We start from the raw sequence: 16,722 nt of genomic DNA on the forward strand, positions 1-16,722 counted from the left end.
TCTTTACCTGATACGGTTGAACAACAGGCTCTGATAACCGTTAACTATTTCCTGTCTCATTCCTATTACTTATCGCTTAAAAATACAAAATGATCATCCACCCATTTTTTAAAGTAGGTTTACTTTCTCTGCTGCTGTGTATTACAGCAACAACCTTTGGGCAAATCGTCAATGTCGGCAGTGGGAGTTATACCCAAACTTTCCCCGGAACCGATGCCGCCGGAAGAAATACCTTTCCTTCCGGTACGCCTTTTACCATAGGGGTTGCTGCTACGAAACCTACACCAACCAATGACTGGTGGTCTCATAAAGTAAAAAATAGCCATTCCGACAATTTATTCAACTATCCCTTTACGATGAAAACGGTCAATTCGGGTCTCGTCGTATCGTATATTCCCTGGGGTGTGATCGATAATATTGAGCCTGTGATTGTGGGGGTTACCGGGTTAAACGCTTCGGCAGCAAATGTTTCCGACTTCACAGATTGGACCGTTTCCATAGACTGGAGTAGTGGAGCCAACAATTTCCAGGCGAAATCGGGCATCGGAATGCCTTTTATCTATTTTTCAAAAGGTACCAATGACGTAGCACGGGTTACCGTCAACCAGGGAACAGTAACGATTTCAAATGAAATGCTGATCATCGTCGATGCGCGAAATGGGGCAGACTTCGCTGTTTACGCGCCAATGGGAAGTGTTTGGTCGCAAAATGGCAATACGTACACTTCTACTTTAAATGGTCAAAATTACTGGTCATTAGGGTTTATCCCGCTAAACGCCTCAAACGTTACTTCCACCGCAAATGCCTATAAAAAATACGCTTACGTTTTCCCGGCAAACACAAAGACTGACTGGTCTTATGATGAAACATCTTCCGTAGTCACCACCAATTTTACGGTTGAAACAGAGGTAAAAGAAGGGACAGATAGTACGATGCTTTTGGGTTTGCTCCCACACCAATGGGCAAACTTAGCGCCTGGTGCTCCAGGACTAACCCCATACACTTACAATACAGTCAGAGGCCAGATGAAAATGCTGGACGGCAATAGCTTTACCGTCGAAAATACTTTTTACGGTATTTTACCCACCCTCCCTTATCTCGATTATTACAGCCCGGGTTTTAGTCCGGCGCAATTAAATGAAAAAGTAAAACTGCTGCAAAATGACGGCCTGAACAGCTGGACAGACTCCTACAACGAAGGGCAGGAAATGAATCGACTGATTCAGACTGCCAGAGTAGCCCAGCTTTCCGGCGACACCGTTGCTTTACAAAAGCTACTGACCACCGTCAAAGCGCGGCTGGAAGACTGGCTGAAAGTCAACGGTGGCGAAGTCGCTTTTTTATTCTATTACAATCAAACCTGGTCTGCCATGATCGGCTATCCCGCAGGCCACGGACAGGACGGCAATATCAACGACCACCACTTTCACTGGGGGTATTTTATTCATGCTGCTTCCTTTATAGAGCAATTTGAGCCCGGTTGGGCAGCCCAGTGGGGGGATATGATCAATCTATTGGTGAGGGATGCTGCCAGCCCAAACCGACAGGATAATCTGTTTCCTTTCCTGCGAAACTTCAGCCCTTACGCAGGTCACTGCTGGGCAAATGGTTTTGCTTCTTTCCCGCAGGGCAACGATCAGGAATCAACCTCTGAAAGTATGCAATTTAATTCCTCGCTCATCCATTGGGGAGAAATTACCGGCAACGATTCCATCAGAGATTTGGGCATTTACCTATATACCACCGAGCAATCCGCCGTTGAAGAATATTGGTTTGATAAATACAACCGCAACTTTGCCCCCCCCCATCCCTACAGTCTGGTGTCCAGAGTCTGGGGCAACAGCTATGATAATGGTACGTTTTGGACCAACGACATTGCCGCATCTTATGGCATCGAATTATACCCGATACATGGGGGGTCGCTGTATTTGGGCCATGACACAACCTATGTCAACCAGCTCTGGAACGAAATTGCGCAAAATACCGGCATTTTGACCAACGCACCCAACGTCAACCTATGGCATGATATCATGTGGGAATACCTGGCGTTTGTCAACCCTGAGAAAGCCATTGAGTTGTACGACTCATATCCCGAGCGTTCGCTGAAATTTGGTGTCTCTGATGCGCAAACCTATCACTGGCTGCATAGTATGAATGTTTTAGGGAATGTTGATGTTTCCCTTACAGCCAACCATCCGCTGGCAGTAGCTTTTAATAAAAACGGCGCAAAAACTTATGTTGGCCAAAACTATGGCATGGATACGATCAGCGTAACTTTCTCTGATGGATATATATTGAAAGTACCGCCGCGAACCCTGGCCACAAGCAGAGATATCGCCATAAAAGGTGTTTTGACTTCCAGTTTCCCGGAAGCTTATCCGGGCGGAAGTGTAGATTTGACAACCGTAGTCAGCGGCGGAACAGCAACAAAGGTTGAATTTTATGATGGGAATGTTTTAGTAGGGCAAACAGCATCGGCGCCTTTTGTGGTTACCGCAGCAAATTTGAGCGTAGGAAGGCACAATTTTTATGCGAAGGTATATAACGATACGCTGTTTAATCTCACCAATATCGTAACGGTGATCGTCGGTGAGCAGCGCCCTTATTCCGGATCACCCATTACCATCCCCGGTACATTTCAGGCAGCGCACTATGATATCTTTGAGGGCGGTGTGGGGAATGGAATCGCTTATCAGGATGCTTCAATTATCAATGAAGGTAATTTCAGGTTAAATGAATATGTAGATGCAGAAACCAAGGCTTCCGAAGGTGACATTGTCGGCTGGATCGTTGCCGGCGAATGGCTGGAATATACAGTTGATGTCCAACAGGCAGGAAATTACAATCTGACATTCCGGTATGCCTGTGGCAATAGTGCCGGCGGCGGGCCCCTACGTATTGAATCAGATGGACTGGTCGTAAAATCGGGGATTACGGTTACCTCTTCAGGCGGATGGAACAACTGGTCAAATAAATCCGTTACAGGAATCCCGCTCAAAAGCGGTAAACAAGTTCTGAGAATATATTTTGAAAATGGCGAGTTGAATGTGGGAAAATTCACCTTTACCTATGCTTCGCCATTGACCTATAGCCAGCCGGTTGCAGACGCCGGGGCAAATCAAATCATTGTTCTGCCACAAAGTACGGCAACCCTCGACGGTAGCGCAAGTACCGACCCCAATGGCGGAACACTCAACTACAACTGGACGCAGGTATATGGCCCCTCAACCCTGTCATTTTCAAATTCCCAGACGGCTCAGTCCACGATTTCATCATTAGTTGAAGGTGTTTACCTGATGAAACTGAAAGTGGATAACGGTAGTTATACCGATGAGGATGAAGTATATATTATTTCAAGCCTTACGCCGAATGTTGCGCCTACGGTGGCACTGCTTTCTCCATTGGACAACTCGGTATACATCGAAGGGGAAATGATTGATATTACTGCATTGGCTGCTGATTTGAATGATAGCATTCAAATGGTCAAATTCTATTCTGACGGAACAGAGCTGGCAACCATTACCCAGGCACCTTATACGCTTTCGTGGACTTCAATCCCCGGGATTTACAGTTTGACGGCTGTTGCATTTGATCATAATAATGATTCGACGATTTCCAATGTCGTACAGGTAGAATTTACCCCCGCACCCTCTTGCAACGGCGTGTCATGGAATGGCGATTTTGCTTATGAATTTTCAGATGCAGACAATAATCCCACCATTACATTTATTTCCAACCAGCCAGGAGTAGGCACACCCACCTGCATTTTGTACTATGGCACTGACCCCGGCAATATGCCCGGTTATGGCGTAACGAGGAATGTTCCGTTTCAGATCAATGCAACAAAAGGCACGAAAATTTATTTCTATTATACCTACTCTTTCCCTGGCGCAGTAGAAAAAAATAACGCCGACCACAAAGATACCTATGTCATAGGAAGCTGTAAAACGGTTTCGATCCGCGACTTTGAAACGATGAATTTGAAATATTACCCTAACCCGGTTACCGATATTTTGAATATTGAATTGCCTAATGGCGTAAATGAAATCTCCGTTCATGACCTTACAGGCCGGTTGATTTATACCACCACCGTTGCCGAAAATCATTTTAAATACGATATGCGGGAATGTGCCTCTTCTGTTTATTTTATTACGGTGATTAATGATCACAAAAAAGCAGTGTTGAAAGTGGTGAAGTAATTGGACCCCGATTTTACCAGCTATAAAATTTTCCATTTTCACGCTATCTTTGCGTCATGAAAAAGAAGGTCGAAATTTTAGCTCCTGCTAAGAACCTTTACCAGGGTATGGCAGCGATCAATGCCGGTGCTGATGCCGTTTATATCGGTGCGCCTCAATTCGGTGCCCGCACCAATGCCGCCAATTCGGTAGAGGACATTGCCGAATTGGTCCGGTACGCACACCTATTCAAGGCTCAGGTCTTTGTGGTGCTGAATACCATTCTTTATCAGAATGAACTCGAAATCTGTGAAAAACTCATTCACGAGTTATACGACATTGGTGTGGATGCACTTATCGTGCAGGACATGGGCATTCTGGAAATGAACCTGCCGCCTATCGTCATTCATGCGAGTACGCAGGCCAACAATCGCGATCCTAAGCACATCAAATTCCTCCACGACGCTGGAATGAAACGAGTAGTGCTGGCGCGGGAGCTAAACCTCGATCAGATCAGGGAAATCCGCGAAGCGACCGATGTGGAGTTGGAGTTTTTTGTTTCAGGCGCGCTCTGTGTTTCGTTTAGCGGCAATTGTTATATGAGTGTGGCAAATGGCGAACGCAGTGCCAACCGGGGTTCCTGCGCACAAAATTGCCGGCTGCCCTACAACCTGATCGATGGCACGGGAAAAACCCTGTTGACAGAAACGCATTTGCTCTCGATCAAGGATTTGAATCTGAGCGACCGGCTGCCGGAGTTGATTGAAGCGGGGGTAACTTCTTTCAAAATAGAAGGGAGATTGAAAGACATCGTCTATGTCAAAAACAATGTCTCTTACCTGAGAAAGCGGCTGGATACTTTTCTCGCAGGTAGCGATACCTATGAAAAAGCCTCTTCCGGGCGCACTTTTTACAATTTCGATGCAGAAATGGACAAAAGTTTTAACCGGGGCTATACCGACTATTTTGTCAATAAAAGGGTGAAAAAAATTGGCTCCTGGGAAACCCCCAAATCACAGGGCCAGTTTATCGGCAAACTGCTGGAAGTAAAAGCCAATGGCTATGTCATTGAAAATCAGGAATTGTTGAATAATGGCGACGGGCTCTACTTTGTAAATGAAGAAGGAAAGGCTGATGGCGATCGCGTCAATGTCATTGCGAATGGCCTGGTCATTCCCAACACATTCCGGCCACTTCCTGTGGGAACTTTGATTTACCGAAACGCTGATGCAGCTTTTAATAAGCTCGTAGAAAGAGAAGACAGCGCCATTCGCAAAATCGGCGTAGCCCTGAACTTCTCAGAAAGCGCCACTGGTTTTATCCTGACAGCCACAGATGAAGACGGTCATGTGAGCACAGCGGCCCTCGAAGGGGAAAAAGATCTGACCAAAAACGGAGAATCCATTATCCCCAATATCAAAAAGAACCTTTCCAAAGCAGGGAATACGCCTTTTATTGTCGATGATATTCAAATCCATTTTTCCAACAATTGGTTTCTGCCCATTTCCAAAATCAACGATATCAGGCGGACGGTATTGGAGCAATTGGTGGACATCAGGATCAAAGAATACCATCGGGAAGAATTTCAAATCACGAAAACAGACCACCCCTACCCCATTTCCGAGCTGGACTTCACCCACAACGTATCAAACAAACTGGCGCGGCAATTTTACGAAAGACATGGCGTCACCCAGATTGAGAAAGCCTTTGAATTGCAATGGGACCCAGGCAAGTCGCGGGTGATGACAACCAAGTACTGCGTCAAATATGAGTTGGGCAAATGCCCGCGTTTTCAACGGGCCACCATGGGCGAGAAGGTCGTGGAGCCATTGGTGCTCAAGCATGGAGAAGTGGAGTACAAGCTGAAGTTTAACTGCAAGCCCTGTGAGATGGAGATTTGGGAGAAAGATGCAGAGTTTGAGATTGAGGAGGAAGGGATTTGGGATTGAGACAAGCAGTGAAAAGATGGATAGACCTTTTATTCAAAGGATTCGTATTTATCCCATAAAATCTCTTGATCCCGTGGAGGTGCAGCAAGCAGAGGTTGGGATTCATTCACTAAAATATGATCGAAGCTTTGCCCTTTTAGGTGAAGATGGCCGCTTTATCAATGGTAAACGAACAGGCCTGGTCAATCAGCTCAAGGCCTCCTACGATTTGGAAAATCAATTTGTTTTTCTATCCAGAAGGGGGGAAGAGACTGTCCATAAATTCGAATTAAAGCCAGAAAATTCGGAACTCGTCGGGTATTTGGAAGATTTTTTTGGAATAAAACTAGTTTTGTTGCAAAACTCCAATGGGAAACTAATGGATATACCCACACAAAGTAGTGTAACTGTAATCAGCACCGCTACTTTACAATCTCTACAAAATGATCTGAAAGATCATACGCTTGAAGACCTTAGGCTGAGATTCAGGGCCAATATTGAAATTGAAGGGGTTGAGGCTTTTTGGGAGGAAAAACTATTTCAAGTGCCGGGGGTTGGGGTGCGATTCACAGTGGGTGAAGTTGAAATGATCGGGGTGAGTCCAAGAGCCCGTTGCAATGTTCCGCCTCGTAACCCGATGAATGGAGAAACTGATAAGTCTTTTATAAAAAAGATGATGCGAAGCAGGCTAAGTTCCTTGCCAAAGGACAGCACGTTGCTGCATTATGGCAATACCTATCAATTGACCGTCAATACTTACCTGAGTCCGGATCAAAAAGGAAAAATCATGAAGGTTGGCGATCCCGTTGAAATCAAAGAAACTGTGACTTTCAAATAGATTGTTTTGACCAATGTGATACTCATCACTGAAATCGACTTTGACCGTATCATACCTTTGGGTAGATTTTGGAAAAAGCATTAATGGAAATCAGCAAATTTATTCCCAACATTCCCTGGATCAGGCAGTACCGCAGAGAAAATCTCCCTGGAGATTTTGGTGCTGGGCTGACTGTAGCCGCCATGCTAATCCCTCAGGGAATGGCTTACGCCATGATCGCCGGCCTTCCTCCGGTTACAGGATTGTATGCTGCGGCTATTCCGGCTATTCTTTACAGTATCTTTGGCACTTCCCGCCAACTCTCAGTAGGGCCGGTAGCCATGGAATCACTGCTCGTAGCCGCAGGCATCGGGGCAATAGCCGAACCGGGGAGCATCAACTATATTACCCTCGCATTTACCCTCGCTTTTATGGTCGGGGCTATGCAGTTACTATTTGGCTTATTGCGGCTGGGTTTTATCGTCAATTTCCTGTCCAACCCTGTCATCAGTGGTTTTACTTCTGCTGCAGCCCTGATTATAGTGGGAAACCAATTTAAATACCTGCTGGGGGTCAATATCGGGCGGAGCCAGTATTTCTTCAATATCATTATCGATACGGTAGCCAATATCAACCAGACGCATCTGCTTACCCTGGGAATGGGAACTTTAGGAATTGTGCTCATAAAGCTGGGGAAAAAATATTTTCCCTCCATGCCAGGCTCTCTCACACTGGTAATCATAGGTACACTTGCCTCATGGGGGCTGGGACTCAATCAGGCAGGAGTGAAAATATTAGGAGATATCCCCAGCGGTTTGCCGGCATTTACCCTGCCTGCACTTACACCTAAAAATATCGGAGACCTTTTCCCCATAGCACTTGCACTGGTTCTTATCGGTTTTACCGAAACGATTGCCATCGGTAAGGCCATTGCAGCCAAACATACCGGGCAGCGAATTATCCCCAACCGGGAACTGATCGCCCTTGGAATGGCCAATTTGGGAAGTGGGGTTTTTCAAGGTTATCCGGTAACAGGCGGACTTGCGCGTTCGGCAGTCAACGATCAGGCCGGGGCAAAAACGAATCTCGCTTCGATCATCAGTGCGGTGGTAGTAATGATTACCCTGATGTTTTTTACGCCTGCATTTTATTACCTCCCGTTGGTTGTTCTTGCATCCATCATTATGGTAGCTGCATTGGGTCTGGTAAATATAAAAGAAGCGCGGACACTCTGGAATGCCAATCGCACAGACTTCTGGATGCTGGCGGCAACGTTTTTTGCCACGCTTTTTTTGGGTATACAGACAGGGATTATTTCTGGGGTAGTATTGTCTTTGGTAGTGGTCATTTACCGCACTTCAAGGCCTCATACAGCTGTATTGGCCAAAGTACCCGGCAGTACACATTACAGGAATGAAAAGCGGTTTACGAATCTGGAAGTGCGAAAAGATTTACTCATATACCGATTTGATGCACAGATCTACTTTGCCAATATCGAATACTTCAGAGAAAATCTCAACGACTGTGTTGAGGAGCGGGGAGAAGAACTTCGGGCGATTATTATTCATGCAGAGAGTATCAACTACATCGACAGCAGCGGGATACGAGGCCTAACAGAGATTATCGAAAACTATCACCGCATAGGCCTTAAAATCTACTTCGCAGCAGTAAAAGGCCCGGTGAGGGATGCCTTCTTCCGGGCAGGGCTGATTGAAAAAATAGGAAAAGAAAACTGCTTTATGGATGTGCAGGAAGCAGTGGATTTCCATGACGGAATTGACAAAACAAACTATAATTCGAAGTTTAAACCATATACACTTCAATCTAATTAATCAATTATTTAATCATTAAAACAATGGAAAAAGCAACTGTTATCGACGTTCGTGAACCCTGGGAGTTTATGCTTGGACATGTAGAAAACTCAGTGAATATCCCTATGGGAAAAATCGCTCAGAAAGTGGACGAGATTAAAAAAATGCAGGAGCCGTTGATTTTTTGCTGTGCTTCAGGAAACAGAAGCGGACAGGTAGTAAGCTGGCTCAAAGAGCAGGGTTTGAAAAATATTACCAACGGCGGTTCATGGAGAAGTGTAAAATAACTCCGCAACTTCGTATATTTGCAAAATTTCCCTGTAACAACAACCCCTAAACGTGCCCGTGGCAAGCCAAATATTAATATCATGAAAGTAGAACAGATTTATACAGGATGTCTCGCTGAGGCCGCTTACTATATTGAAAGTGAAGGCGAAGCTGTGATCATTGATCCGCTCCGCGAGACACAGCCATATATCAGAAAACTCAACGCCGAAGGCGTAACCCTGAAATATATCTTCGAAACGCATTTCCATGCGGACTTTGTTTCCGGTCATGTTGACCTTGCAAAGGCAACCGGTGCGGAGATTGTGTTTGGTCCCACTGCCAGAACCAATTTTCCAATCATTGAAGCTACTGATGGACAAGAGCTAAAAGTCGGAAAAGTTACGTTTAAAGTCCTCCATACCCCCGGCCATACACCTGAAAGTGCCACCTATCTCTTGTACGATGAATCAGGAAAAGAACATTCGATATTCACCGGTGACACCTTGTTTATCGGCGATGTCGGAAGACCTGACCTCGCACAGAAATCCGGGGAAATCACCAAAGAAGACCTTGCCGGCTGGTTATTTGACAGCCTCCGCAACAAAATCATGGTTTTGCCTGATGAGGTGATTGTATACCCTGCCCACGGCGCGGGTTCTGCCTGCGGCAAAAATATGTCCAGCGAAACCTGGGATACCCTCGGCAACCAGAAACGCACCAACTACGCCCTCCGCGCAGATATGACCCGTGAGGAGTTTATCGTCGAAGTAAGTTCAGGCCTTCTGCCTCCGCCGCAGTATTTCGCCAAAAATGCCCGCCTCAATAAAGATGGCTACGGCAGCTTTGACGATGTACTCGCCAAAGGCGCAATCCCGCTTTCGCCTGCACACTTTGAAGAAATCGCCGAAAATATGGGTGCGTTGGTTCTGGACACCCGCAATAAAAGTGATTTTGCTGCGGCACACATCCCCAACTCGATATTCATAGGGCTGGATGGAAGTTTTGCTCCCTGGGTAGGTGCACTCATCCCCGACCTCAATCAGCCGATTCTGCTTGTTACTACCGAAGGCAGAGAGGAAGAAACCGTTACCCGCCTGGCCCGCGTAGGCTACGACAATACCCTGGGGTATCTCGAAGGTGGATTGGAAACCTGGGTAAGAGCAGGTAAAGAGGTCGATCAGGTAAAAGGAATGCCGGCAGAGAAGGTGGCAGAAATGTTTGTTCACGGTGAAGTAGATACCCTGTTTGACGTGCGCAAACCTTCCGAATTCCTGTCTCAGCATGTAGATGGTGCAGAAAATCTCCCATTGGACTTTATCAACCAGAATATGCACCGCATCGAAAAAGGAAAAACGCTTTTCCTCCACTGCAAAAGCGGTTATCGCTCCATGATTGCAGCGTCTATCCTCAAAGCCAGAGGCATCGCCAGCATTGTTGACGTCGAAGGCGGATGGGATGCTTTGCTCAAAACATCAATTCCCACCACCGACTATATCTGCCCCACCGAACTTCCCCAGGAAGTCATCGACCGGCAGGTAGAAGAAGTAGTGGGAGGATAAGATATCTTCTTTTTTAAGTATATTGGGGACAAGGGTTACGGCACCTGGTGTAGTAGCCCTTGTTTTTTTCAAAAAAAAATACGCTACCCCAAACAGGATAGCGTATTTTGATTTTTATGAACAGGACTCGCCCTATTCCTTCATCAACTTGATCAATCGAACCTGACTGCCGCTGAGTACCCGTAGAAAATAGATTCCCTGCGTTTGGCCAGTGAGACTAAAGCCTGTGGTGGTTTCTGCTGAATATTTTTCCACCTCAAACTTCACGATCTCTCTTCCGGTCATATCCACCACCACACAATCAAATGTCCCTGTTTTTCCTCCGGCCAGTTCAAGGTAAAATAAGTCCTGACCTGGATTCGGATAAACGGAAATTTGCGTTCCACCCAAATCATCTTCCAGCCCTACGGTAGTAACATCAATCGTCTGGAATGTGGTATCCGGGCCGCAATCGTTCCACGCCACCAGCATGACCTGGTAGGAGTTGTTGAGGGTATATAAATGCTGCGGATCGGCCAGCGTACTGGTAACGCCGTCGCCAAAATCCCAAAACCAGCTATTTCCGTTTACAGTGGTATTGGTAAATTTATATACCGCTCCTACAGTCGTATAGGTAAAGTCGGGGTCGGGCAGCGGGCTTACCACCAGTGCTTGTGAAGAAATGGTCGTGCCACTGGCATCGCCTACGCTCAGGGATACAATCTGGGTGCCGGGAGCATTGAAGACCACGGCATGTGGCCCGGCAGTACCTGCTGAGGAGGGCGTTGCATCAGGTCCAAAATTCCAGTTGTAGCTGATATTGGTTCCTCCTGTCGTCTGATCGGCAAAAATAATGGTTTCTCCTTCGCAAATAGCTTCGGGCGTAAGGGAGAAAGCTGCGTTGGGCCCCGGATCCCCGGTCTCAATCACCTGGATATTGTCAAGTGAAATATTGTTATTGTTGCCAGAACCATTTACGCTGCGGAATAAAAGTGTAATCACGCTTCCATTATAAGGACTGAGATCAACGGTGTCTCGCCGCCAGTCTGAGCCCTGGGCAGGGAAAAACGGGTCGTCAGTAGGAGGAGCAGTTGCCAGTATCTGGCCTGGTTTCGAATAAATGGTTGTGGTGAAATTTTCAGCGCAGTTTTGCGCAACAGATACCTGTAACTGGTCGTTAGAAAATTCATTAAACTGGGCATAAGCCACATCAAAAACCAGTATAGGCTGATCTGCCACAGATAGATCCACTTTCCAGCTTATCAGGTTATCAGGATCCCCGACGATTGAATTGTTGAAATGATCGATATACACCGCCCGGGAAGGGTTACCGTCTATTCCGATGACTGTCAGTGTATCCCAGGTGGTACCGCCGTTTGGGTTTAAAACCCACCAGTTCTGAGGCGGGAAATCGCCTCCTTCAAATGTTTCAACAAGGTCAGGAACCAGGCCCTCGGTAATTGTAATATAATCAGTTTTAACCTGCATGGCACTGCCATTGGGATTGGTCGCCGTAAGGCTTACTTCATACACTCCTGCTGCTGAAAACTGCACGACAGGGTTCCGTGAAGTCTGGTTGGTTCCGCCAATATATGTAACTGCATTAGGGGTGAAAGACCATGCCCATGACTGCGGATTGTTTGCAGACATATCAGTAAGCTGAACAGACTGTCCCGGGCAGGTGTATTTTACGGAGGCGTCAAAATCTGCCAGCGGAGGCCCTGCGAGGTCATAAACCGCTATATCGTCAATCGCTATATCGCTTTGAAATCCGGTTCCGGTAATACCCCTGATTCTGATGTTGACCGTCAGACCGGAAAAGGGCATGAGGTTTACTTTGACATTTTGCCATGTGTTACCCTTATTGCCAGCTATGGGTGGTATATAATCATTTATCCATGCATTCCCGATAAGTAAATCCACATGTAACTCGCCCATATTATTACCAAACATGTGATACCAGAACGAAAATTCACCTGCGGTTACTCCGGTCAGGTCAATACAGGGACTCAGCAAAATCGCCTCCTGCAGATTACATGCCCCCGAGGATTCGAGATAAAGATATTTTCCAGATGCTGTTCCTGGTTTATGGTCTGCGGTGGGGCCGGTACTACCTGTTGGGGTGGTGCCATTATTTACCCTCCAGTCTATATCATCTTCCGTACCATTGGCTGCATTTAACCATCCGTTGGACAGGCTGCACACTTCTTCCCCGCAATTAGGGGTAGTAGCACAGTTTTGTAAAGTTTCAAAATCTTCCTGATAGGGAAGGCTTACGAGATTACCGGGCAGTACATTTACCAACTGAACCGTAGTGTCATTATAATGAACAGAATCCGCAGCGTATTCAGTCCAGATCGTCAAAGGTTGAATGCCCGGTTGTGATAACGTGAGAAGCGTAGGAAATGTGAATAATATAGTTCCGTTTGGAGCAATCGTTCCTGAATAGGTTCCGGAAACAGGAGGATTGTTTCCCAATTGATAAAACACCGGAATATTGGCGATTCCGTTATTACCTTCGTTTTTCAAAACCACCTTCACCGGAATCGAATATGCCCGGCAATCCAGAAAAGGGCCTTCAACTCCCGAACTGCCTTCCACAAGCCCCACGTCATTGCTGATGGGGCAGTTTTGCCTGATTCCACTCTCCCTGAGTATGGCAACAGACCTTCTTCCTTTTTCTCCATTGGCACCTCTGGCGCGCACGGCAATCCAGTGCAATTCCTGAATCGGTACAAAATAGGTAAATGAAGGATTGGGAGTTGCAGCAATGGTCGTCAGCGAATCCATGTATTGGGGGCCCAGCAAAAAAATATCGTAAGCAACCGCACCGGAAATCGCCGGCCAGCTAATCGTAAAATTACTGGGGCAGGAGGAGGAAAGTTGAATAACGGGTACGCCGATAATAGAAAAATCGGCATCGCTTTCATCGCTGTTTGCGCCTCTGCTGACACGAACGCGCGCATTACCAGAGATATTTGCCGGAACGCCCCAGTCGTAATACCTTACATTCGAACCGACATTAGATGCAATCGGGTTCAATGATAAGCCATTGTCAAGCGTATATTCAATCGTAAATGTACCATCTCCCGGAGTAAAACCCGGCGCATCCCAGCGGATCCGTACAGGCTCGCCAGGCGCAACGCCTTCTCCTCCGTAAGGATACGTCACCACGATTTCGTCAGCGACAAACGTGTAAACGATATAATATTTCTGCGGTCCCTGTGGAACAGAAAATCCATTTATATTCACTGTATAGTTTCCGGCAAGGGGATTGAGCAAAAGCACCTGCTCCACATTATTGAGGTTGTCAATACCTGTGGTAGCCAGTGCATTGAGGTTGACAGGGTTGGGGGTCGGATCGAGAATCCACGGATTGTGAATGCCATTGTCGGGAGCAGTAACCTGCATATTCAAGTCATTGACCAGGGCAATACCTGCCTGTACGGCGGCAGGAGGATCCATCCAGTAGGTCATAATCCGCAGCTCACGGGTATTGGCAGGAACAGAAATAGTATGCGTATTATTGCCACTTTGGGTGATGGTAGCGGAAAAGAAAGTATTTTTTTCAAACACCTCCACAGCGCGACGCGCATTGATACGGCCCCAGCCAAATTGAAAATCCGGCCCGGTATTGCCGATATCATCGGCAGTGTTGAGCATGGCAGCCTTTACCAGCGATCCCTCCGGGTTTTGGCCGCCGTGAAGCGACTTATAGGCCTGGTACAACTGCGCAGAAACCCCGGCGATGCCGGGGGCAGCAGCGGAAGTACCGCTGAAGGTAATGTATTCATTATCAGGGCTGGTGGACTGCTGTCCATTCCCATTGGCCGAAATGTCGGGCTTGATCCGTCCGTCATGCGCCGGGCCGCGACTACTGCTGTTGACCAGCACGTCGTTGGACAAAAGATTGGCCGTGGCAATGACATTTTTCCCTTGCTTATGCCCTCCCGTTATGTTTCCCCATTGGTTGCCTGCGCCATAACCACAGTCAGAGTTGTTGGAGTTTCCCGCTGAAAATACATGAAGAAGGGAAGGGTAGTCAAATGACTGCTGATCCACGGTACGGGTAATGGTCGTATAACCCGCATTACAGCCATTGCTATACGAGCTGTTGGTCACCATCACATCGTGATAGATATGCAGCCCGAGGGTGGTGTCGAGGAAGTTTTGAACATAGTCGGTCACATACAGAAACGCACCCGGCGCCATCCCCTGAATATTGGGGTCGAGATTACCTGCGCCTGCCATGATACCCGAAACACCGTCGCCGTGCGTGCCGTTTGCATTATTGGTAAGCGAATTGTCGATCCGGCCTTTAAAATCTATATGGGGCCCGACAATCCCATCGTCGCGACAGAGTATATTGACTCCAGCGCCGTCGTAATGGCGCCCTGCCGAAAACTCGGAGTTGAGCACATTGGCGCGGTGAAGGCTTTTGCCGCGGGTATCTTCAGCCACGGGTGGCGGAGATATGAGTTCGATATAGCTGACACAGGAGAGCGCAGCGATCTTGTAAATGTCTTCGGGAAGCGCCAGAATGGTGAGGAGATTGGAATTGTTATTCTCCTCAGCGATTTCAACTCCGGCTTTCAGCAGCCCTCTGACGACCGTCTGGCGAGAAATCTGCGGATAATGCTCGACTACCAGTTCGACCCGATTGCCGCGAAGGGCATAGTCAGGCACAGACTGATTGTCCAGCACCGGATTGATTTTGTGCCGGGGCAATACAGGCATTACGCTTCTGATTGCAAAGTTTTGCAGTTGATCGGTATTATAGCCGGAGGGAAAAGCTACCAGAAAAGTATAACGGGGAACGTAACCGACGATCCGGACACCTGTTGCGAGGAACCGTTCTTTGTCTGCCTGGTCGGGGATATTGAAAAACTGAACAAAGCGAAAAAATTGATTTTCGGCTACCTCATCCGGCCTTATATCCGGATTTTGAAGGAAAGCAGCAAGATTTTCCGGGAAGAGTTCTTTTCCCGACTTGAGGAGCACCTCATAGCGGGAGTCCTGTGCAACCATTTGAGAAAATGGCATAAGAATGCACAACATCAAAAGCACGTAAAGTTTTTTCATTATGTGGATTTTGGTAAGGGAATAAGCATGAAAATTAATGTTTAGCCTTTAGATCGCCAAAAAGAATTCTCCGACGTGAAGTAGAAAAAGACAACTTTCATAACCAGTGGTGTAGTCATTTTAGAATTTGAAATTCTTATCTAATTGCATTAAATTGCGTTGTTCAGTTTTGAGTACAACAGCACCCATTCACAATATTGCCCGATGCGATATCTTTTGGATAAGTCAACCCAAAATTTCCATGCAGCTACTCTTTTGTTTGAAAAATCAGGGAGTTCACAACAAAAGTATTATGCACCTGCCATTCATTGCCTCTACTATGGATGTCTCCAGTCGCTCAAGTATATTCTTCTTTACAAATTGGGGGAAACGGAAGAATCATGGTCTCAACAACAGACATTTGACCGAAAAACCAATCAGGGAACTCATTCTTTTTTGATTGAAAGAATTACTCAGGAACTTCGCGCAAACAAAAAAGATCCTGTAATTGCCCGTTCATTTCAGGCTACTATGAAAGACCTGAAAAATTTCCGACATGAGTCTGATTACGACGACAGCCCTGTAAACCAGGAAAAATGTTATAAAGCCAGGCTGAAAGCAGAAGAAATTCAAGATATACTCAAAAAAGTATTTTCAATATGACACCCGTATTAAACTTTATTCATAATATTATTGAAGCCCTGCTGAAGGATTATCCAAATCTTCATCTGATCTATCAATATAAGATTTCGTCTGAAACACACTTTATCAAGCTTCCGGCGGAGATTTACAATGATTCCGCATTCCTTGAAAAGGATTTGGACTGGTCGCAAATGTTTTTCGAATCCTTTGGAGAATCGCTGGCATTTATTACAGAAGGGGCACTGACGGAGCTGGACCAGCCAGAGATAGTTATTATTTCAACCAAAGACTTTCAAAATGAGGCTCCTTTTGTCTCCGCGGAAGATCTGTCAAATGATACCAGCATTATCGAATCCATTATTTATGGTAAGGAACCTTCTTTCTATGTTCCTGCACCTGACACAACTCTCAACATAAATGAAGATTTGAATCAACACATAGATACGAATATTGAAGATTCTTATTTACAAGCTGCATAAC

9 protein-coding genes are annotated in these 16,722 nt (G+C 46.4%); 8 read left to right on the top strand and 1 reads right to left on the bottom strand.

Annotated features, from left to right (window positions below; genetic code table 11):
• The first annotated feature begins 89 nt into the window (after positions 1 to 89).
• The 6 genes from R3D00_24670 to R3D00_24695 all read left to right on the top strand — a co-directional run bounded on the left by R3D00_24670 (position 90) and on the right by R3D00_24695 (position 10,560).
• Entirely contained in the window at positions 90 to 4,199 is a 4,110-nt protein-coding gene (locus R3D00_24670) for a glycosyl hydrolase (protein ID MEZ4776392.1), read from the top strand.
• A gap of 56 nt (positions 4,200 to 4,255) precedes the next feature.
• Positions 4,256 to 6,127 (top strand): U32 family peptidase, encoded by a 1,872-nt coding sequence (locus R3D00_24675; protein ID MEZ4776393.1) that lies wholly within the window; start codon positions 4,256 to 4,258, stop codon positions 6,125 to 6,127.
• Positions 6,087 to 6,944 carry an MOSC N-terminal beta barrel domain-containing protein gene (locus tag R3D00_24680; GenBank protein MEZ4776394.1) on the top strand — a complete coding sequence of 286 codons (858 nt, stop codon included), beginning with the start codon at positions 6,087 to 6,089 and terminating at the stop codon, positions 6,942 to 6,944. The genes R3D00_24675 and R3D00_24680 overlap by 41 nt, the downstream gene beginning before the upstream one ends.
• An 83-nt stretch (positions 6,945 to 7,027) precedes the next feature.
• Positions 7,028 to 8,755, top strand: coding sequence for a sulfate permease (gene sulP / locus R3D00_24685; GenBank protein MEZ4776395.1), 1,728 nt, complete (start codon positions 7,028 to 7,030; stop codon positions 8,753 to 8,755).
• Positions 8,756 to 8,778: 23 nt separating this feature from the next.
• The gene (locus R3D00_24690; protein MEZ4776396.1) at positions 8,779 to 9,021 is read left to right on the top strand and encodes a rhodanese-like domain-containing protein; all 243 of its coding nucleotides are present in this window, start codon (positions 8,779 to 8,781) and stop codon (positions 9,019 to 9,021) included.
• Between the two features lie 81 nt (positions 9,022 to 9,102).
• The gene (locus R3D00_24695; GenBank protein MEZ4776397.1) at positions 9,103 to 10,560 is read left to right on the top strand and encodes a rhodanese-like domain-containing protein; all 1,458 of its coding nucleotides are present in this window, start codon (positions 9,103 to 9,105) and stop codon (positions 10,558 to 10,560) included.
• A gap of 132 nt (positions 10,561 to 10,692) precedes the next feature.
• On the opposite strand, the gene R3D00_24700 is transcribed toward R3D00_24695, so the two are convergent.
• Positions 10,693 to 15,621: a S8 family serine peptidase gene (locus tag R3D00_24700; GenBank protein MEZ4776398.1), complete on the bottom strand. Its 4,929-nt coding sequence runs from the start codon at positions 15,619 to 15,621 to the stop codon at positions 10,693 to 10,695.
• A 204-nt stretch (positions 15,622 to 15,825) separates the two neighbouring features.
• On the opposite strand from R3D00_24700, the gene R3D00_24705 reads away from it, so the two are divergent.
• The gene (locus R3D00_24705) at positions 15,826 to 16,263 is read left to right on the top strand and encodes a hypothetical protein (GenBank protein ID MEZ4776399.1); all 438 of its coding nucleotides are present in this window, start codon (positions 15,826 to 15,828) and stop codon (positions 16,261 to 16,263) included.
• Positions 16,260 to 16,721: a hypothetical protein gene (locus R3D00_24710; protein MEZ4776400.1), complete on the top strand. Its 462-nt coding sequence runs from the start codon at positions 16,260 to 16,262 to the stop codon at positions 16,719 to 16,721. Before R3D00_24705 ends, R3D00_24710 begins: the two co-directional genes overlap by 4 nt.
• The last annotated feature ends 1 nt before the right edge of the window (position 16,722 follow it).

Source organism: Bacteroidia bacterium, assembly GCA_041391665.1.
Classification (GTDB): Bacteria; Bacteroidota; Bacteroidia; order J057; family J057; genus JAGQVA01.

Coding starts and splice junctions, on each gene's coding strand:
- R3D00_24700 (MEZ4776398.1), bottom strand. CDS start 15,621: ATGAAAAAACTTTACGTGCTTTTGATGTTGTGCATTCTTATGCCATTT.
- R3D00_24695 (MEZ4776397.1), top strand. CDS start 9,103: ATGAAAGTAGAACAGATTTATACAGGATGTCTCGCTGAGGCCGCTTAC.
- R3D00_24670 (MEZ4776392.1), top strand. CDS start 90: ATGATCATCCACCCATTTTTTAAAGTAGGTTTACTTTCTCTGCTGCTG.
- R3D00_24690 (MEZ4776396.1), top strand. CDS start 8,779: ATGGAAAAAGCAACTGTTATCGACGTTCGTGAACCCTGGGAGTTTATG.
- R3D00_24675 (MEZ4776393.1), top strand. CDS start 4,256: ATGAAAAAGAAGGTCGAAATTTTAGCTCCTGCTAAGAACCTTTACCAG.
- R3D00_24680 (MEZ4776394.1), top strand. CDS start 6,087: ATGCAGAGTTTGAGATTGAGGAGGAAGGGATTTGGGATTGAGACAAGC.
- sulP (MEZ4776395.1), top strand. CDS start 7,028: ATGGAAATCAGCAAATTTATTCCCAACATTCCCTGGATCAGGCAGTAC.
- R3D00_24705 (MEZ4776399.1), top strand. CDS start 15,826: ATGCGATATCTTTTGGATAAGTCAACCCAAAATTTCCATGCAGCTACT.
- R3D00_24710 (MEZ4776400.1), top strand. CDS start 16,260: ATGACACCCGTATTAAACTTTATTCATAATATTATTGAAGCCCTGCTG.